Annotated in this window: 15 protein-coding genes; 12 read left to right on the top strand and 3 right to left on the bottom strand. The window is 60.5% G+C overall.

Annotation, left to right across the window (positions count from 1 at the left end):
* The first annotated feature begins 528 nt into the window (after positions 1-528).
* The 7 genes from QKW60_RS13385 to rarD all read left to right on the top strand — a co-directional run bounded on the left by QKW60_RS13385 (position 529) and on the right by rarD (position 8,854).
* Positions 529-2,331: a hypothetical protein gene (locus QKW60_RS13385; protein WP_282369379.1), complete on the top strand. Its 1,803-nt coding sequence runs from the start codon at positions 529-531 to the stop codon at positions 2,329-2,331.
* Positions 2,249-4,474 carry a class I SAM-dependent methyltransferase gene (locus tag QKW60_RS13380; RefSeq protein WP_282369378.1) on the top strand — a complete coding sequence of 742 codons (2,226 nt, stop codon included), beginning with the start codon at positions 2,249-2,251 and terminating at the stop codon, positions 4,472-4,474. Before QKW60_RS13385 ends, QKW60_RS13380 begins: the two co-directional genes overlap by 83 nt.
* An 85-nt stretch (positions 4,475-4,559) precedes the next feature.
* The gene (locus QKW60_RS13375) at positions 4,560-5,486 is read left to right on the top strand and encodes a class I SAM-dependent methyltransferase (RefSeq protein ID WP_282369376.1); all 927 of its coding nucleotides are present in this window, start codon (positions 4,560-4,562) and stop codon (positions 5,484-5,486) included.
* A gap of 2 nt (positions 5,487-5,488) precedes the next feature.
* Positions 5,489-6,370 carry a hypothetical protein gene (locus QKW60_RS13370; RefSeq protein ID WP_282369374.1) on the top strand — a complete coding sequence of 294 codons (882 nt, stop codon included), beginning with the start codon at positions 5,489-5,491 and terminating at the stop codon, positions 6,368-6,370.
* 87 nt (positions 6,371-6,457) lie between these two features.
* Positions 6,458-7,057, top strand: coding sequence for a superoxide dismutase (locus QKW60_RS13365; protein WP_282369372.1), 600 nt, complete (start codon positions 6,458-6,460; stop codon positions 7,055-7,057).
* Between the two features lie 40 nt (positions 7,058-7,097).
* Complete coding sequence (locus tag QKW60_RS13360) at positions 7,098-7,955, top strand: metallophosphoesterase (RefSeq protein ID WP_282369371.1); 858 nt, start codon at positions 7,098-7,100, stop codon at positions 7,953-7,955.
* Complete coding sequence (gene rarD / locus QKW60_RS13355) at positions 7,952-8,854, top strand: EamA family transporter RarD (protein WP_282369370.1); 903 nt, start codon at positions 7,952-7,954, stop codon at positions 8,852-8,854. The genes QKW60_RS13360 and rarD overlap by 4 nt, the downstream gene beginning before the upstream one ends.
* 4 nt (positions 8,855-8,858) lie before the next feature.
* Here the strand turns inward: rarD and QKW60_RS13350 are convergent, their stop codons facing one another.
* On the bottom strand, positions 8,859-9,416 hold the full coding sequence (locus tag QKW60_RS13350; RefSeq protein ID WP_282369368.1) for an LOG family protein: 558 nt from the start codon (positions 9,414-9,416) through the stop codon (positions 8,859-8,861).
* Positions 9,417-9,512: 96 nt separating this feature from the next.
* Between QKW60_RS13350 and QKW60_RS13345 the strand changes: the two genes are divergently transcribed.
* Positions 9,513-11,027 carry a LysM peptidoglycan-binding domain-containing protein gene (locus QKW60_RS13345; RefSeq protein ID WP_282369366.1) on the top strand — a complete coding sequence of 505 codons (1,515 nt, stop codon included), beginning with the start codon at positions 9,513-9,515 and terminating at the stop codon, positions 11,025-11,027.
* 34 nt (positions 11,028-11,061) lie between these two features.
* Here the strand turns inward: QKW60_RS13345 and QKW60_RS13340 are convergent, their stop codons facing one another.
* The gene (locus QKW60_RS13340) at positions 11,062-11,385 is read right to left on the bottom strand and encodes an ArsR/SmtB family transcription factor (RefSeq protein ID WP_282369365.1); all 324 of its coding nucleotides are present in this window, start codon (positions 11,383-11,385) and stop codon (positions 11,062-11,064) included.
* Positions 11,386-11,477: 92 nt separating this feature from the next.
* Here QKW60_RS13340 and QKW60_RS13335 point away from each other — a divergent pair, with 92 nt between their 5' ends.
* The 4 genes from QKW60_RS13335 to der all read left to right on the top strand — a co-directional run bounded on the left by QKW60_RS13335 (position 11,478) and on the right by der (position 17,024).
* On the top strand, positions 11,478-13,340 hold the full coding sequence (locus QKW60_RS13335; protein WP_282369364.1) for an ABCB family ABC transporter ATP-binding protein/permease: 1,863 nt from the start codon (positions 11,478-11,480) through the stop codon (positions 13,338-13,340).
* Between the two features lie 154 nt (positions 13,341-13,494).
* Positions 13,495-14,154, top strand: a complete 660-nt coding sequence (locus QKW60_RS13330; RefSeq protein ID WP_282369363.1) for a tetratricopeptide repeat protein — start codon at positions 13,495-13,497, stop codon at positions 14,152-14,154.
* Positions 14,155-14,201: 47 nt separating this feature from the next.
* Positions 14,202-15,518: an outer membrane protein assembly factor BamB family protein gene (locus QKW60_RS13325; RefSeq protein ID WP_282369362.1), complete on the top strand. Its 1,317-nt coding sequence runs from the start codon at positions 14,202-14,204 to the stop codon at positions 15,516-15,518.
* Positions 15,519-15,563: 45 nt separating this feature from the next.
* On the top strand, positions 15,564-17,024 hold the full coding sequence (der, locus tag QKW60_RS13320; protein WP_282369361.1) for a ribosome biogenesis GTPase Der: 1,461 nt from the start codon (positions 15,564-15,566) through the stop codon (positions 17,022-17,024).
* A 63-nt stretch (positions 17,025-17,087) separates the two neighbouring features.
* Here the strand turns inward: der and serS are convergent, their stop codons facing one another.
* Entirely contained in the window at positions 17,088-18,377 is a 1,290-nt protein-coding gene (serS, locus tag QKW60_RS13315; RefSeq protein WP_282369360.1) for a serine--tRNA ligase, read from the bottom strand.
* Between the last annotated feature and the right edge of the window lie 74 nt (positions 18,378-18,451).

Below are 18,451 nucleotides of genomic sequence, written 5' to 3'. Positions count from 1 at the left end.
GAGTCACCCTTTCGGAGGACGCAAAAGCTCATTCGTTATTCGAAGGGGACAAAGTTCCGCCGGGTCGTAGCAGGATTTGAGACTGGAGAAAAAGTAAGTATCAGGCCGCACGCGCACATCGGGGAGCGACAAGGCGAAAGAATGGCTCAAGCAGCCATCACTCCAGCAGAGCGGACCGCTTGGCGGGCAGGGGGAGGGCATGTCGCCCGATGCCATTGTCGTTCCGGTGGCGTGGCAAGCTGATCCCGGCGTCCGTGTCATCGGCATAGCGGGTTGAGCCGCGACCGTCAGGGCAAGGCACAGGTAAAGGAGCCAGGCTGCAAGCATTCTGAGCATGGCGACAGGTTTAACATCATGTGCCGTGCGCTCAATGGGAATCCGGTTGGGATGCTGATCCGGCGGCCAATGCGGCGGTGCTTTGCGGTTACTGTGGCGGGGCAAAGGTCCATCTGTCTATGGTTGTCATTGCCAACAATGACCCTGTTTACTAAGAACATGCACAGAGAATAAAAAAACGGTCGTTGAGGTATGTCGAACTACCCCGTCAGCAATGTGCGTGCGCAAGTCAAGGTTGTCATCTGGGACCTGGACGAGACGTTCTGGAACGGCACGCTTTCCGAGGGTGGCATCACACCTATTCAAAAGAACATCGACCTCGTCCGGATGTTGGTCGACCGTGGTATCATGTGCTCGATCTGTTCCAAGAACGATTTTGACGCGGCCAAGGTGGCATTGGAAGAACTTGGGATCTTTGATCTTTTCATTTTTCCGCACATCGCTTGGACACCGAAGGGGCAGGCGATCGCGACCATAATTGACCGGATGCAGCTGCGCGACGAAAACGTGTTGTTCCTCGATGATAACCACCTCAACCTTGAGGAAGCGCGGTTCGTCAATCCGAACCTCATGTGTGTTGACGGAACGCTGGACCTCACGACTCTGCTTGAACTGCCCGAACTGAAGGGCAAACAGGATACCGATCACAGCCGGTTGCAGCAGTACAAGGTGATGGAGACAAAGTTCTCCGAACAGGAAACCGGCGGGCTGTCGAACGAGGACTTCCTCCGTCAGTCGGGCATCAAGATCCGGATCATCACCGATATCGACGGTCAGATGGATCGGGTGCTGGAGCTTCTGAACCGGACCAACCAGCTGAACTTTACCAAGGTGCGGGCGAATACTGAGAAGGAGCGCGCAGACCTAGACAAGCTCTTGGCCACATCTGGCATGCATGCCGGGCTGATCCATGTAAAGGACCGCTACGGCGACTATGGCATTGTTGGTTTCTTCTGCGTGCGTACGAAGTTTTCAGGCACGACCGTTCACCATTTTGCGTTTTCCTGCCGCACGCTGAACATGGGCGTCGAACAATGGGTCTGGCAGTATCTTAACAAGCCCGAATTCAAGGTGGTGGGTCCGGTTTCCGGCGATCTCGATCCGGCGATGGAGGTGGACTGGATCACCGAGGTATCCGATTTCGATGCTGGTGAGGATCAGGTCGAACAAAAGAGGCTTTGCCTTGTCGGTGGATGCGACCTGCTTCAGGTCTCGTTCTACTGCGGCACTAACCGTGACGAGTTCGTCAACAAGCAAGACGATCAGGGAATGCTTGTCCGTTATGACGATGTCGGCTTTTTCCTGAATGCGCGGGAAATGGACCTTAAACATTCCAAGCCGCTCAAAAACTTCGTCGGCTGGACCCTGCAGGACATGCTGGATCTCGACAAAAGCCTTGCCGAATCCGACCTCGTGCTCCTGTCGATGTATTTTTCGGTGCCGTCTGACAACCTTTTCACATTCGGCGGTCACGAATTCGGTGGCAAGTACTGGGCCACGATCCCGCCGCGCCGCCTGAAGAAACTGATGCGCGATCCCGACCACGCCCTGCGCTTCGCCAAGGAGATGTTTCATCGCAGGCTGCCGCTTGAAGACCGGTTGAGCCTTACGAGGTCGGCCTTCGCACGGGCACATGAACTGAAGAAGCCGGGCGTGCCGCTGTTCATCCTCGGTGCCGCGACGCGACACGGCGAACAGGCGAAACGTACGATGGCGATCCGGGAGCCTTTCAACGCCATGTGCAGGGAATTCTGCAACGCGTTTGAGGATGCGATCTTTGTTGATGTCGACGAGTTGCTTGACGCAGAGGAGTTTGCCGACAGCGATCACTACACCCGAACCGGCTACTTCAAGATCGCCGATTTTGTGAACAAGAAGACGGACGAGATTCGGCAACCGGATGGTGCCACGCTTGCGGTGGTTTTGGCTGCCGCGAACGCGCCTGCTGAATCACGGTCAATCGAAGGTCAAACCGTCAAAAAAAAAAGTCCTTGAGTCCCGTCATGACGGGCAGGTAGGCAGGGGCGAGCACTTCAAAGGACCGGAAAAGATCCGGCACCACCGCTACGCGGGTATGACGAAACAGGACCAGTTGCAGGAACAAAACCCGATGACAGAAGCGGCTGAGACCGAAAATGATGCAGTAATGAGGCGATATATCGGCTTCCTGCTGCAGGAAATGCCGAAGCTGGCCGAGAAGTCCCTCATCGCGCCGTCGGACGAACCGCACAACCGGACGAACGTACTGGACGACACGATCAGTAAGGTCGGCGACCATCCCGGTCTCAGGCTGGAATTCGGCGTCTGGCGCGGCAATTCGATCCGGCGTTGCGCCGAGCGTTTCCCCACGCAGCATTGGTATGGCTTCGACAGCTTCGAGGGCTTCCCGGATGACGGCCGTGTCGACTGGCAAAAGCCCTTCAAAGTCATCGAACTGCCCGACACACCTAAGAATGTGACGCTGGTCAAGGGCTATTTCTCGGAAACGCTCGACCCGTTCCTGATAGAAACTCCGGGTGAGGTGGCATTTGTAAATGTCGACTGCGACATCTATTCGTCGACCGTTGACATCTTCACTGCGCTCGAAAAGCACGATCGCCTCAAGCCGGGCTTGGTTATCTATTTCGACGAGCTCATCAATTACGCCGATTATATGTGGAATGAGGCCTTAGCCTTGTTCGAAATGCTGGAGCGGACTGGGCTGGGCGTCGAGTGGCTGAGCTGTGATCACCGCCTGCGCTTGCCAGAGACTTCGGCGACACACTTCCATGACGGAGATCATCCGACTTGGAACGAGGATATTCGGAATGGCTACTGGGTGCAGGCAGCCTGCGTACTGACGGACAAGCCGGTCGACTGCGGGCCTCTCGGTGAAAAGGACTATGACCAGTGTGTAACGTGGGTTCTGAGCGGTATCCGAAAGCAGGAGGAGCGACGCCAGGCTGCGCTTGACGAGCGCAATCGTCGCTTGGAAGAGCAGGAACGCGAACGTGAACGACGGTATGTCGAGCGCAAGAAGCTGGAAAAGCAGCGCCAGTTAGAAAATCTTGAGCGCAGGCGCCGCGAGAAAGCGGCTGCCCAGCAGTCGGGCGACGTCGCGGCGTCGATTGGAGCGTCCCGTCCCCGGGTCGAAAATGCGCAGGCCGAGGACACCAGCGTGGACGACCAGCAAGATGTCATCGTCGCATCGAAAGCACGGCAGGCTGGGGCACCCGCCGGCGGGCCGGTGGTCGCCCAGCCTAAGGCCGCGCGGCTCGCATCCGCAGGAAACGGCCTGACTTACAATCAGTTTATGCAGGAACTGACCCGGCGCTCAGCTGGTTGGACTTGGATGGCCCAGGATCTAGGCGAACAACTGGAAGTAGCCTTTTCCACCCATTCACCATTCCGGCTTGACATTTCGGCGACTGAGGTCGCGACCTGGATGCGCGACGCCCACAAGGATGGCTGGACGATCGAGCCTTTGAGCTGCCTCGTCATGGAGACACTAATCGAGATGAAGGGTGCCCGAACGGCTTTGGATATAGGCACCCACTTCGGCTTCATCTCAACGTTTCTCTTGCGCCTCGAACAGTTGCAAAAGGTACACGGGATCGAGATGAACCCCTGCGCCGTCGAGGCAGTCGAGCGGCACCTCGCTCTTCCTTCTAACCAAATGAAGTTCGCCCCGGAGCAGCGCTACCAGATGCACTGGTGCGCACTATCCGACAAGGACGAGCCTCAGGCGACGGTCTGGTATTCAGGGATGCGCCTTTCATTCAAGCCGCATCCGCAGTTCACAGAAGCGAAGATGGACGTCCGCTCACTCACTTCCATCGTAGAGGACATCGGCGGGGTTCCGGATTTCATCAAGATCGACATCGAGGGTTATGAGGGTAAGTTGGTGGAATCTCTCGACCGCCTGCTCGAGACCTCGCGACCGACGGTGCTGATGGAGCTGCATTGGGACGAGGTTGTCGAGATACACGGCGCAACGCGGGTCCAGCTTCTGGACCTTTTCCTGTCCCGTGGTTATTCGGCAGCGCGCCTGAACTGGCATCAACGAATGCCGCGGCAGAATTTCGGGGTCGAAGTGACGGTTGAGAACGCGGCACAGATGCTCAAGGAAAAGAACCACGCGATGTACGTGTTCTTCTGAGGGCGGGTTTATCACAACTGACCCGACACGATTGCTTCCGGTTTGGTGGTATCGGACCTGCCAGAGGACTTAGGAGAGTGAACTGGTGACAACTAAAGTGGCAAAAGCGAAAACGACCGTCGGCAAGTCGGCCAAGTCCCGGACGACGAAGAAGCTAGCTCCCGCACGCAGGTCAGCGGTGGCCGAAGCGGTCCAGGCGCACGAGTCGACCGTCGAGACCGTGGCTTCGGCGCAGCCCACCTTCGACGTCGAGGGCTTCCTCAAGCTCTTCGACGACCATATCCGCCGTATCTATGGTGAACTAAGGCAAGTCACGCAGGAGCTGAATGCTTCGGCGCGGTTGATGGCGCTCGGACCCAACCGGATCCTTGACGTACCCTGCGGCGACTATCCGTTCCGCTTCAAGCTTCCATATGTAGGTACCGACCGTGTGATGAACACGATGTTGATGCGCAGGGATTTTCCCAAAGCGGAAAACCTCGCCTCACTTGCGAACCGTCTGCCAAAGGGTGGCGTGTTCGTCGACGGCGGTGGTTTCCTGGGTGCGAGTTCATCGTACTTCTCGCAGATTCTGGGCGCTGACGAGATACATGTCTTCGAGCCACAAAGGATCATATTGCCGACGTTGGAAGAGAATCTGGCGATGAATGAGGTGAAGGGCTTGCACCTGCACAAGGCGGCCCTGATGGACGAGGAAGCTGCTGTCGCGCCGGGCACGTTCCGGCCACGCGAGATCTACAACACGCCCTTCCTTAAACATAAGGAAGGTACCTACAAAGGCATGTCGATAGACGGGCTGAATCTTTCGCGCCTCGACGTCATTCATCTAGATTTTCACGGGCCAAAAATCCTCGCGTTGAAGGGCGCGCTGAAGTCGATCGAGAAACATAAGCCGTTCATTGCGATTGACGTGGAGGGTCGTGACCAGGCCGAGGTGACCGAGTTCCTTGAGCCTATGGGTTACGACATTGCCGGACTACCGACCTCGTTCCTTTACTACCCGAAGGCGTAAGCATGGCTACGGCGTTGGTTACGATGGTCTATGACGATCCGGAGCTTCTTCGGATCTGGGTCGGCTACTATTCAAAATTCACCGACCGTCGGAATCTTTACGTCGTTACGCACGGACACCAGCCATATGTCGCCGAAGCGGCGAAGGGTTGTACGATCATCCCTGTCCACCGCCGCCCAACCTATGGTCAGATGGATGTTGACCGCTGGCATTTTGTATCGGAATTCTGCTCGTCGCTGACGCGGATGTTCGATACAGTCATCTATAACGATGTCGATGAGCTGCTGGTCGTCGATCCCGATGTCGCGTCGGACCCGCTCGCCTACATTGACGAGGTGTCGGATGAGAAGGTGCTTAGCGCCTTTGCGCTTGAGATCATGCACCGCTGGAGCGAGGAACATGACCTCGATTTCACCCGTCCGATCCTGAACCAGCGCAAATATGTTCGTTCGAACTTCACCTATTGCAAGCCTTGCGTCGTGCGCCGCCCGGTGGTGTGGGTGCCAGACGGCCACGGCATCATGCATCAACCTCAACCGAACCTTATCGACCATCTCTATCTCTTCCACCTGAAGTGGATCGACCGTCAGTTCCATATCGATCGATATGAGCGTCGCTACAGGATGCACGAAGCGGCTGAGGGAGAAGACGCCGTGCATGTCGGTGCTGGAACTTGGATAAAGTCGAAAGCGCAATACATGCGGATGACCGACGATATTGAGGATTTGCCCATCGAGAAGTGGGGCAGTGGCCTGGATTACGCCGATGAACGAAAGCTGTTTCTCGAACAGTACCACGGCTCGAACTCAGGTCGCTTTATGTCGAGCCGCCGGGTCGGTCGGGAACTCAGGGTGCTGCCCGAACGTTTTGTCGGTGCGTTCTAACCATGCCACAGAGGTCGCTCTCCCGGCGTTGAAGCCGGGATGCGGTCACACTATAAATCGTTAATACCCCAACTCAGGAGCCGTGCGATGCCATTCACCCTTCCCGACCTTCCCTATGCCCATGATGCCCTTGCAGGACTCGGCATGTCGAAGGAAACGCTCGAATATCACCACGACCTGCACCACAAGGCCTATGTCGACAACGGCAACAAGCTGATTGCCGGAACCGAATGGGAGGGCAAGTCGCTCGAAGACATCGTTACCGGCACCTATCAGGCCGGTGCGGTCGCGCAGAACGGCATCTTCAATAACGCCTCTCAGCATTGGAACCACGCCCAGTTCTGGGAAATGATGGGGCCGGGCGGCAATACAATGCCGGGCGAGCTGGAAAAGGCGATCACCGAAAGCTTCGGTTCGGTCCAAAAGTTCAAGGATGATTTCGCCGCTGCCGGCGCCGGTCAGTTCGGCTCAGGCTGGGCTTGGCTTGTCAAGGACAAGGACGGCAGCCTCAAGGTCACCAAGACCGAAAACGGCGTGAACCCCTTGTGCTTCGGTCAGACCGCGCTTCTTGGTTGCGATGTGTGGGAGCACAGCTACTACATCGACTTCCGCAACAAGCGTCCGGCCTATCTCACGAACTTCCTCGACAAGCTCGTGAACTGGGAAAACGTCGCCTCGCGCCTCTGAGGTGATCACACGGCGCGCAATACTGAAGGGCCTGCTGGGGGTGTTCCTGGCAGGCCTTTTCACGTCGGCCTATGGGTTCTTCATCGAACCCGCCTTGCGGCTGCGTGTCAAACGGCGGCGGATCAACCCGGCGAATTGGACTGGCGGCCCGTTGAAGATCGCGGTTCTGGCCGACATCCACATGGGGGAACCCTATGTTACGCTCGACCGGCTCAGGCAGATCGTGACGCGGACCAATGCGCTCGGTGCCGATCTGATCGTCATTCTTGGCGATCTGGAGGCGGGGCACCGTTTCGTAACGGCAAGGGTGTCGATGGAAGAAACCGCCAAGGTCCTTGCAGGTTTGTCCGCACCGATGGGAGTCCAAGCGATACTGGGCAATCACGACTGGTGGCATGACCGCGCCGCGCAGGCGCGTGGCGGCGGATCGAACCGGATTGCCGAGCATCTGCGTGCAGCGGGCGTGCCAGTCTTGCAGAACCGGGCGATCAGGCTGGGAGAGGGACAGGCTTCCGGCCCGTTCTGGCTGGCGGGCCTTGACGACCAGCTTGCCATCGGCATCGGTGACATGCAGTTTCGCGGTCTTGACGACCTGCCGGGCACGATGTCGCAAATCACTGACGACGCGCCCGCGATCCTGCTTGCGCATGAGCCAGATATCTTTCCCAACGTGCCAGACCGCTTCTGCCTGACTTTGTCGGGACACACTCATGGCGGTCAGGTGAGGCTTTTCGGCTATTCCCCGATCGTGCCGTCGAAATTCGGCAACCGCTATGCCTATGGCCACGTCAGGGAAGGCGCTCGTGATCTTGTTGTCTCGGGCGGGATCGGCTGTTCGATCATTCCCGTCCGATTTGGTGTCGTGCCCGAGATCACTTTGGTGGAGATCAGTGCGTGAGTGAGGCGGCTAAGGGCGTTGCCGCAATGGTGCTGGCCTGCGTCGTCTGGGGCCTGTCGGCGCTTCTCTACAAGGCCATCGCTCATGTGCCGCCGCCTGAGGTGCTGGCGCACCGGACACTCTGGTCGCTCGTTTTCTTTCTGGTCGTCCTCGCGATACAGGGTCGGCTCAGGCTCTTGCCCGGGCTGATCGGCAGCAGGGCGGTCTGGCTCGTGGCACTCGCGGCGCTGCTCGTCTCGGCAAACTGGTTTGGCTATATCTGGTCGGTCCAGAACGAGCGGGTGATCGAGGCTTCGCTTGGCTATTATATCTTTCCGCTGGTCGCGGTGCTTATCGGGTGGGTGATTTATCGTGAAAGGCTCGCTCCGCTGCAATGGCTGGCCGTCGAATTGGCCGCCCTTGCCGTTCTTGTTTTGACGGTTGGGCTCGGCGCTGCGCCGTGGATCGCACTCTACCTTGCTGTCACATTCGGCCTCTATGGCCTTCTGAAACGGCAGATCGAGGCGGGACCGGTCGTGTCCGTCGCGGGGGAGGTCACCGTTCTGGCGCCGATTGCCGCAATCTGGCTCTGGGGCGTTCACACTGGCCATTGGGGCACCGGCGGGGCGTTTGGAAAAGGCTGGTCGGATAGTCTGCTTCTGGCCGTATCCGGCGTCGCCACCGGCGGGCCGCTGATGCTCTTTTCCTATGCGATGAAGCGGGTCCGCATGGCTACGGTGGGTCTTGTTCAGTACCTCAACCCCACGCTGCAGTTCGCCCTTGCCGCCCTGCTTTTTGCAGAGCCTGTGACGCTCTGGCATATGATCGCATTTCCCGTGATCTGGGCCGCGCTCGGCCTCTATTCCTTCAGCGTTCTCAGGCAGGAACGCAGACGCCGGGCAATACCCGTCGCGGGGTAAGGGTTCAGTTCAGGCTGCTGGCCAGTACAGCCTCCAGTTCCGCCACGTTCCCGACCACTGTGATAAACCCCGCAAGAGTGGCATCCGCGAAGCCTTCTGCGACGATGTGGTCGATCAGACCGACCAGCTTGTCCCAGTAGCCCTCGGTGTTCAGTAGGATGATCGGCTTCTCATGCAGGCCGAGTTGGCGCCATGTCAGCACCTCGAAGAACTCGTCGAGCGATCCGCCACCGCCGGGCAGCACGACGACCGCGTCGGCATTCATGAACATCACCTTCTTGCGTTCATGCATCGTCTCGGTGATCACGAAGATTGAAAGGTCCCGCTTGCCGACCTCGTGCTGCAAGAGATGGGTCGGGATCACCCCGAAGGTTTCGCCGCCCGCGCCCTGCGCTGCACGCGCGACCGTGCCCATAAGCCCGATGTCGCCTGCGCCATAAACCAGCCGCCAGCCTCTCCGGGCAAGCATCTCTCCGGTGGTCCGTGCGGCTGCTTGATAGGCAGGCCGGACCCCCATACGTGAGCCGCAATAGACACAGATGGATTTCGGGGTGCTGCTCATGACCGGCCTCGCTCAGGGTTCCTTTTGACCCGTGATAACCGCGTTGCTATGGTCCCTCAAGCGCACCGGGGACGAGTGCGCGTCCGAGGGGGATGTATGACAGAAAATCCGAACGGGCAGGGGCCTCAGGCGGCCACGCTGAAATGGGTCTTGGGGGCGGTCGTCGCGTTGTTCGTGGCGATTGGGGCGTTTTATACATATCTGCGCCAGGAGGCGACTGTCGCACCGGAAGCGGTCAACGGGACTGCGTCAAAATCGACCACCGATGAGGCTGTGACAGCCGAGACGGAATCCGGGTCTGAAACCAGGACGGCGACAGAAACCGCGGAACCAGCCAGTGCCGAAGAGGCCGTTGTTGCAGAACCGACCGAAGATCCTACCGGTCAAGAATCCGCCGCCGCCGAAACCGCAACCGAAACGGCACCCGAACCGGAGGCGCAGCTGGAAGCGGAACCCGAGGTGGCCATGTCAGAGGCGCCCGTTTTCGATACGGTACGGGTGGAGGTGGACGGCTCGATCCTTGTTGCTGGTCGCGCCGGGGCTGGAAGCAAGGTCGCGGTTCTTATCGACGATGCCGAAGCCGACAGCGTCGAGGCCGACAGCCGAGGTGCCTTCGTTTCGCTCTTCACGCTCGGACCGAGCGCCGAACCCAGAGTATTGACGCTCCGGACGACGAGCCCCGACGGTGTCGTGGTTACGTCCGAGGCCAGTGTGATAATTTCACCGATCGCAGCGCCGGAAGCGGTCGCGGCAGCGGAACTCGAGGCCGTGTCTGACGGGGCTGCGGACGGTTCAAGCGATGGTCAGGTCGTGGCACCCGACACTGACACCATTGCTGAACCCGCGCCCGAAACGGATGCAGCCGCACCTCAGGTGCTGATCGTGGACAATACCGGCGTCCGCAAGCAGGACGCATCCGGCCCGGTGGTCGGGGTTGTGATCGACACGATCGGATACGGCGTCGGCGGCGAGGTTAACATCGCCGGGCGCGGAACGGCCGGTCAGTTTGCCAGGCTCTACCTCGATAACAGCGAGGTTACGACGGTGGGTATTGGCGCTGAGGGCAACTGGAACATGCATCTGCCGGAGATTGAGCCGGGCCGCTACACGCTTCGTATCGATCAGGTGGATGGCACCGGTAAGGTCACGTCACGTTTCGAGACGCCGTTCCAGCGCGAGGCGCCAGAGACCGTCGTCGCAGCATTGGGCGCTGCAGCCGGTAGCGATCTGAATACGGTGGCGGAATCCGCAGATACAGTGCCGGCGACTGCGGCACCCGATTCCACGACCGCGACTACTGGGCTGGACGGTGTCGCGCCCACAAGCGAAACCGAACCCGCCGAATCTGTTGGCGCGGAATCCCTATCCACCACATCGACCGCCGAGGGAACGCTTGCCGCTGCGCCAGCCAATGCTTCCCAACCGCAACCAGCAACCCGCGCGGCGATCGTCACGGTTCAGCCCGGCTTTACCCTCTGGCGCATCGCGCGTGAAAGCTACGGAGACGGTATTCTTTATGTGAAGGTTTTTGAGGCCAACAGGGACCTCATCCGCGATCCTGACCTGATCTATCCGGGCCAGATCTTCAAGGTGCCCGATCCGTCCGAATAGATCACAAGGCTATCGTCGCAAAACGTCCCTCGCCTCACTGCTTCGCGGTGAGGCAGCAGGCCCGCACGTCGGGATCGGCGAGACAGCAATCGTTCAAGAGGTACGATATTGTGCCGCCAATCCCGCTCGCATCCGCAGCATAGATCACATTGCGCGACTCCCGGCGTGACGTAATGAGCCCGGCCTGCTCCAGTGTCGCCAGATGAAACGACAGCCGCGAGGCCGAAATGTCGAGCAGCCGGGCGATCTCACCGGCAGGAAGCCCGCCTGCACCAGTGCCCACAAGCATGCGCACAAGGTCCAGTCGGGTTTCGTTCGCCAGCGCCGACAGCGCGAGCAGGGCTTGTTTCCTGTCCATAATTCAACACTTCATGAATTTATGAATTAACCCACTTGATAGCCGGGACGTGTTCTGCGATCAAGCGGTCATGTTTCAGAAGGGAAGATAAGATGGCAGGCCCCGCGCAGCAGAGTGACGGCTGGAAGCGAAGCGCGCGCACCCTGCGCCGTGTTGCCCCTTATCTCTGGCCGGAAGACGAGGCTTGGGTCAGGCGCCGGGTCGTGCTGTCGCTGTTGGCGTTGGCCTTCGCCAAGGTCGTCTCTGTCCTGACCCCGTTTCTCTACAAGGCGGCTGTCGATGCCCTGTCGAACGAGACGCGGAACGATGCCTGGTTGCTGGCCATCGGAGCCGTCGGGCTGACGGTGGCCTACGGGCTCGCTCGGGTCGGTTCGATCGGCTTCAACGAGCTGCGCGACGTGATCTTCGTCAAAGTTGGGCAGCGGGCGCTCAGGCAACTCGCACTGGAGACGTTCCGCCATATCCACGCGTTGTCGATGCGCTACCATATCACCCGCAAGACCGGGGGACTCAGCCGGATCATCGAACGCGGCGTGAAGGGCGTCGAGTTCCTCTTGCGCTTCATGCTTCTGTCGGTCGGGCCGCTGATCCTAGAGCTTTCCATGGTCACAGTGATCTTCGCGCTTGTCTTCGACTGGCGCTATGCCGCCGTGGTTCTGATCACCATCGCGCTTTACGTGACCTATACGTTCAAGATCACCGAATGGCGGGTAAAGATCCGCCGCAAGATGAATGAGCAGGACACCGACGCGAACCAGAAGGCGGTGGACAGCCTTCTGAACTTTGAAACCGTGAAGTATTTCGGTGCCGAGGCGCGCGAAGCCGCACGTTACGATGCGGCGATGGCGGGCTATGAGCAAGCGGCGGTCAAGACCGGCCAGTCGCTGTCGATGTTGAACTTCGGTCAGTCGCTGATCATCACCACGGGCCTCGTCATCGTCATGGTCATGGCGGCGATGGGGGTGCAGGCGGGGGTCCTGACAGTTGGCGACTTCGTCATGGTCAACGCCTATATGATCCAGATCACCATGCCCCTGAACTTCCTCGGCACGGTCTATCGTGAGATCAGACAGGCGCTTGTCGATATGGGCGAGATGTTCGACCTGCTGGGTCAACCTGCCGAGATCACCGACAAGCCGGGCGCGCCGGATCTGAGAGTCGAGGGTGGCGAAGTGGAACTGGAGGCAGTCAAATTTGCCTATGACCCGACCCGTCCGATCCTCAAAGGGGTCAGTCTCAAGGTCGGGGCCGGGCAGACCGTCGCCATCGTCGGCCCGTCTGGCTCGGGCAAGTCTACCATCGGACGGCTCTTGTTCCGTTTCTATGACGTGACAGGCGGTAGCTTGCGGATCGACGGGCAGGATGTGCGCGACATCACGCAAGATAGCCTTCACGCGCAGATCGGTGTCGTGCCGCAGGATACTGTCCTCTTCAATGACACCGTCTTTTACAACATCGCCTATGGTCGTCCCGATGCCCCGCGCGAAGAGCTGATCGCGGCGGCGAAAGCGGCAAAGATCCACGATTTCATCATGTCGCTGCCCGAAGGTTATGAGACCAAGGTCGGTGAACGCGGTCTTAAGTTGTCAGGCGGTGAAAAGCAGCGCGTGGGTATTGCCCGTACGCTTCTAAAGAACCCGCCGATCCTGCTTTTGGACGAAGCGACGAGCGCACTCGACACTCAGACCGAACGCGACATTCAGGACAGTCTGAAGGCGATGGGAGAGGGGCGGACGGTGATCACCATCGCACACCGGCTGTCGACCATTGCGGATGCCGACCGGATCGTGGTGCTGGAGAGGGGTGAGATCGTCGAGGAAGGCACCCATGGCGACCTTCTCGCACGGGGTGCACGCTACGCTGCGATGTGGGCGCGGCAATCGGCCGACGAAGAAACCCAAGAAGCGCCGGGCCCGCGCTTGCGCCTCGCCGATGCCGAAGAAGCCGCGGGCTAGCCCTGATCCGATTGTGCCGGCGCTGATCGCGCCTGCAAGACATGCATTGACGCTTTTTCCGCGAACGGTCCCGGGCTTGGCAAGGTCGCGCGCTTGCGTGTAAGACGGTGCCGAACAAAGGGCCCGTGAGCGGTCCGAGGTGGGAGAATACCGCGTGAGCGAGACCGACAGTTTCATCGAGGAAGTCACCGAGGAAGTCCGCCGCGACCGGCTCTACAAGCTCTTCCGGAAATATGGCTGGATCGGTGTGACGCTGGTCGTGCTCGTGGTCGGGGGTACAGCCTGGACCGAGTGGAGCAAGGCACAGGCCCGGCATGATGCGCAGGTCTTCGGCGATGCGGTTCTGGCCGCGCTCGACAGTGATGATGCCGCCGCGCGCGCGGTGGCGCTGGAGCAGATCGGGGCAGGGGACAAGGCTGGCCGGACGGCGGTCCTGGGCTTTCTGGCGGCTGACGAGGCGCTGAAAAGCGGCGATCGCGCGGCGGCGTTGACCCGCCTTCAGGCTTTGGCTGCGGATGCGAATCTTGCGGACAGCTATCGGCAACTGGCCGAGCTCAAGGCCGTAATCCTTGCGGATGCCGACATGCCGGCTGCCGACCGGGACGCCGCATTGTCCCGCCTGGCCGCGGCCGGTGCACCCTACCGCGTTCTGGCGTTGGAGCAGCAGGCACTGGTTCTGGCGAAGGACGGTAAGATTGACGAGGCGCTGGGGCTTTTCAATCAGATTCTGAACGAACCGGATGTGACCGCGGGCTTGCGTCGCCGGGCGTCACAGATGATTGTGGTTCTCGGCGGAGAGCCCGGAGCGGCATGATCCAGCATCCGGATGCCGGGTGGGCAAAAAAACGAAGGGGCAGACTGGTGAAGATTTCCCAAGGTGTTGGCACTCTGGCCGTTCTCGCCCTTGTGGTGGGATGTACCAAAGGTGAGGTTATCCTGCCGGGTGAGCGTCTGGACGTGCGGGCCGCCGCGATGGGCGAGGACCCGGCGACGGCGCTTGCTCAGCAATCGGTGCCCATCGCGCTTCCGGCGGCGGTTGCCAACGCCGACTGGACACAACGCGGTGGTAACGCACTGCACCGGTCGGGCAATCTTTTGCTTTCTCCGACCCTGACCCAGGTCTGGGCTGCCTCCATCGGCTCAGGTGACCGTCGCAAGAACCGCATCACGGCCAGCCCGGTCGTCGCCGGTGGACGGATTTTCACCCTCGATGCCGAGGCAAGGGTTACCGCGACCGGCACCAATGGCACTACACTGTGGCAAGCGGACCTGACGCCCGCAGCGGATCGGTCGGGTGACGCCTCTGGTGGTGGGCTTGCGGCTGGCGAAGGGCTCGTATTTGCTGCCACAGGCTTTGGCGAACTTGTCGCCCTTGATCCCGCGACCGGCGGCGTCGTCTGGCGGCAAAAGGTCGAGGCCGCGATTGGCGGTGCGCCCGCCGTGTCGGATGGAAAGGTCTTTATTGTCGCGCGGGATGATGCGGCCTGGGCGGTGCGCGCCGCCGATGGCAAGGTTGAATGGATCCTGCCCGGGACACCATCTGGTGCTGGTGTGGCCGGAGTCTCCGCCCCCGCCGTTGATCAGCGGCAGGTGGTCTATCCGTTCTCTTCGGGCCAGATGATCGCTGTCGCGAAGGACAGCGGCACCGGGCTCTGGCAGGCCCATGTGGCGGGCAAGCGGCGCGGCCGCGCTTATGCGACGGTGTCGGATCTCACGGGGGATCCGGTTATCGCCGATGGGATCGTCTATGCCGGAACTTCCGCAGGCCGGTTTGTCGCGATCAACGCCGATACTGGACAGCCGGTCTGGAGCGCCCCCGACGGCGCCCTGAGCGCGGTGAGCGTGGCTGGTGGTTCGGTCTTCCTCGTCAACGACGAAGATCAGCTGATGCGCATGAATGCCGCGACGGGCGAAGAGGTGTGGCGCGTGGACTTGCCCTATTTCACAAAGGATAAAGAAAAGCGGCGCAAGGCGATTCACGCCCATTACGGGCCGGTACTCGCTGGTGGAAGGCTGGTGATCGTGTCCTCCGACGGGCTGATCCGCAGCTTCGATCCGGCCTCGGGCGCGCTGGTCGGAACGTCTGATCTGCCGGGCGGGGCGGCCGTGGGTCCCGCCATTGCAGGCGGTGTCCTTTACGTCGTGACCAAGGACGGCAAGCTTCGGGCTTTCCGATAGGGAAAAACCCGTGTATGCGGGCCGCTTCGTATCAGGAAGAACCCCATGAGCTTCACCCTCGCCATTGTCGGGCGCCCGAATGTCGGCAAATCGACTTTGTTCAACCGCCTTGTCGGGAAGAAACTCGCACTGGTCGATGACCAGCCCGGGGTGACGCGCGACCTGCGCGAAGGCGACGCTCGGCTGGGCGATCTGAAGTTCACCGTGATCGATTCGGCGGGGCTGGAAGATGTCACGGATGACAGCTTGCAGGGCCGGATGCGGCGGCTGACCGAGCGCGCGGTGGAGATGGCCGATATCTGCCTTTTCGTGATCGACGCGCGGGCAGGGGTCACGCCCACCGATCAGGTCTTTGCCGATATCCTGCGCAAGAAGAACGCCCATGTGATCCTCGCGGCCAACAAGGCCGAGGGGAAGAACGCCGATGCCGGGGTTCTGGACGCCTATGCACTTGGCCTGGGAGAGCCCCTGCGGCTTTCGGCCGAACATGGCGAGGGGATGGACGAGCTTTATCACATGCTGCGCCCATTGGCCGAGGAGTTCGCGGCGAAGGCGGCGGCGGATGCACCTGAGGTCGATGTCGATGTCTCCGACGACGAGAGCGAGGAGGGGCCGCGCACGCCCACACGGGAAAAGCCCTTGCAGATCGCCGTCATCGGCCGCCCCAATGCGGGCAAGTCGACGCTGATCAACAAGATCATCGGCGAGGAGCGGCTGTTGACGGGCCCTGAGGCCGGGATCACCCGCGATGCGATCTCGGTCAGCGCCGACTTCATGGGCACACCGATGCGAATCTTCGACACGGCGGGAATGAGGAAGAAGGCGAAAGTCACTGAAAAACTAGAGAAACTCTCGGTTTCGGACGGGTTGCGCGCGGTCCGGTTTGCCGAGGTTGTGGTGGTTCTTCTGGATGTCGGCATTCCGTTTGAGCAGCAGGACCTGCGCATCGCCGATTTCGCCGAGAGCGAGGGCCGCGCGGTGGTCGTGGCCGCGAACAAATGGGACCTCGAAGAGGACAAGACGGAAAAGCTGAAGGAACTGCGCGAGTCATTCGAACGGCTTCTGCCGCAGTTGCGCGGCGCGCCGATGGTGACTGTCTCGGCCAAAACCGGCAAAGGGCTCGACCGGCTGCATGCGGCGATCCTCAAGGCCTATGACGTCTGGAACCGCCGGGTTTCGACCGCCAAGCTGAACCAGTGGCTGGGCGCCATGACCGAGGCGCATCCGCCCCCGGCCCCGGGCGGGCGGCGGATCAAACTGCGCTATATGACACAGGTTAAGACGCGGCCCCCGGCCTTCGTGGTTATGTGCAACCATGGCGACATGCTGCCGGAAAGCTATTCCCGCTATCTTGTCAATGGATTGCGCGCCGATTTTGACATGCCTGGCACGCCGATCCGACTGACCATGCGCGATCAGGGCGACAAGAACCCGTTCAAGGACAAGAAGTTCCACACGCCGTCGCGGCTAAGAAAGCATAAGGGAGTTCAGATCAAGAAATCCTGAGCCCCACTTCACTTTCTGTCTGGAAATACTCCGGGGGTGCGGGGGCAGAGCCCCCGCATTTGGTCAGACCAACGCGCCTTCTTTCGTCAATCGCGTCTTGCCGCCGAGCCACGGCACCAGAGCCTCGGGCATTACGATCGACCCGTCCGCCTGCTGGCCGTTTTCCAAGACCGCGATCAGGCAGCGGCCGACGGCGAGGCCGGAGCCATTCAGTGTATGGACGAAATCGGGTTTGCCTCCTGCCGGGCGGTAGCGCGCATTCATCCGGCGGGCCTGAAAATCACCGCAGACCGAGACCGACGATATCTCGCGGTACTTGTCCTGCCCGGGCAGCCAGACCTCGATGTCATGGGTCTTGCGGGCGCCAAAACCCATATCGCCGGTGCAGAGGACGACCGTTCGATAGGGCAAGCCGAGCCGCTCCAGCACGGCTTCCGCACATTTCGTCATGCGTTCGTGTTCGGCCAGCGAGGTCTCGGGCGTGGTAATCGACACCATCTCCACCTTCTCGAACTGGTGCTGGCGCAGCATGCCCGACGTATCCTTGCCCGCGCTGCCCGCTTCCGAGCGGAAGCACTGGGTATGCGAGGTCATGCGGATCGGTAGGGCTGTCTCATCGACGATGTCGCCGGCGACGGTGTTCGTCAGCGTAACCTCGGAGGTCGGAATGAGCCACCAGCCATTGGTGGTCTGATAGCTGTCCTCGGCGAATTTCGGCAGCTGGTTGGTGCCGTACATCGCCTCGTCTTTCACGAGGACCGGGGTCATCGTTTCCGTCAGCCCGTGCTCGGTCGTGTGCAGGTCCAGCATGAACTGCGCCAAGGCCCGGTGAATACGCGCAACGCCGCCGCGCAGGAGGACGAAGCGAGCGCCGGAGAGTTTCGCCGCCGTCTCGAAATCCATGCCCGGCTTCACGCCCGCGATTTCGAAATGCTCCACTGGCTTGAAGTCGAACGTGCGCGGCGTGCCCCAGCGGCGGATTTCGACATTGTCGTTTTCATCCGCGCCGGTCGGCACGTCGTCATGCGGGAGGTTTGGAATGCCCATCAGCATGTCGCGCAGCCGTACGTCTTCTGCTGCCGCTTCCTCGTTCAGCCGCGCCACCTCGGCCTTCTTCTCCGCCACCAGTGCGCGGAGCCGCTCGAACTCCGTCTCGTCGCCCTTGGCCTTGGTAGCGCCGACCTCTTTCGAAGCCGCGTTCTGGGCGGCCTGAGCGGTTTCAGCGGCAAGGATCTTGGCGCGCCTTGCCTCATCGATCGCTAGGATTTCCGACGACAAACCCGACAGCCCCCGCCGCGCCAGAAGGGCATCGAAGCGTTCAGGGTTTTCGCGGATCGCGCGGATATCGTGCATGTCATTTATCCTTCGGATGGTATCGCCGTTCGGCACGCCCCATATGCCCGATCTCTTTGGCTATTTGAACCGGC

This window comes from Albidovulum aestuarii (genome assembly GCF_029961185.1).
Taxonomy (GTDB): Bacteria; Pseudomonadota; Alphaproteobacteria; order Rhodobacterales; family Rhodobacteraceae; genus Albidovulum; species Albidovulum aestuarii.
Note: the sequence above shows the minus strand (reverse complement) of the source record. Positions and strands in the feature narration are given on the sequence as shown.

Excerpts from the sequence above, each read along its gene's own strand:
- serS (WP_282369360.1), bottom strand. The coding sequence starts at position 18,377 with ATGCACGATATCCGCGCGATCCGCGAAAACCCTGAACGCTTCGATGCC.
- QKW60_RS13365 (WP_282369372.1), top strand. The coding sequence starts at position 6,458 with ATGCCATTCACCCTTCCCGACCTTCCCTATGCCCATGATGCCCTTGCA.
- der (WP_282369361.1), top strand. The coding sequence starts at position 15,564 with ATGAGCTTCACCCTCGCCATTGTCGGGCGCCCGAATGTCGGCAAATCG.
- QKW60_RS13340 (WP_282369365.1), bottom strand. The coding sequence starts at position 11,385 with ATGGACAGGAAACAAGCCCTGCTCGCGCTGTCGGCGCTGGCGAACGAA.
- QKW60_RS13350 (WP_282369368.1), bottom strand. The coding sequence starts at position 9,416 with ATGAGCAGCACCCCGAAATCCATCTGTGTCTATTGCGGCTCACGTATG.
- QKW60_RS13345 (WP_282369366.1), top strand. The coding sequence starts at position 9,513 with ATGACAGAAAATCCGAACGGGCAGGGGCCTCAGGCGGCCACGCTGAAA.
- QKW60_RS13335 (WP_282369364.1), top strand. The coding sequence starts at position 11,478 with ATGGCAGGCCCCGCGCAGCAGAGTGACGGCTGGAAGCGAAGCGCGCGC.
- QKW60_RS13385 (WP_282369379.1), top strand. The coding sequence starts at position 529 with ATGTCGAACTACCCCGTCAGCAATGTGCGTGCGCAAGTCAAGGTTGTC.
- QKW60_RS13370 (WP_282369374.1), top strand. The coding sequence starts at position 5,489 with ATGGCTACGGCGTTGGTTACGATGGTCTATGACGATCCGGAGCTTCTT.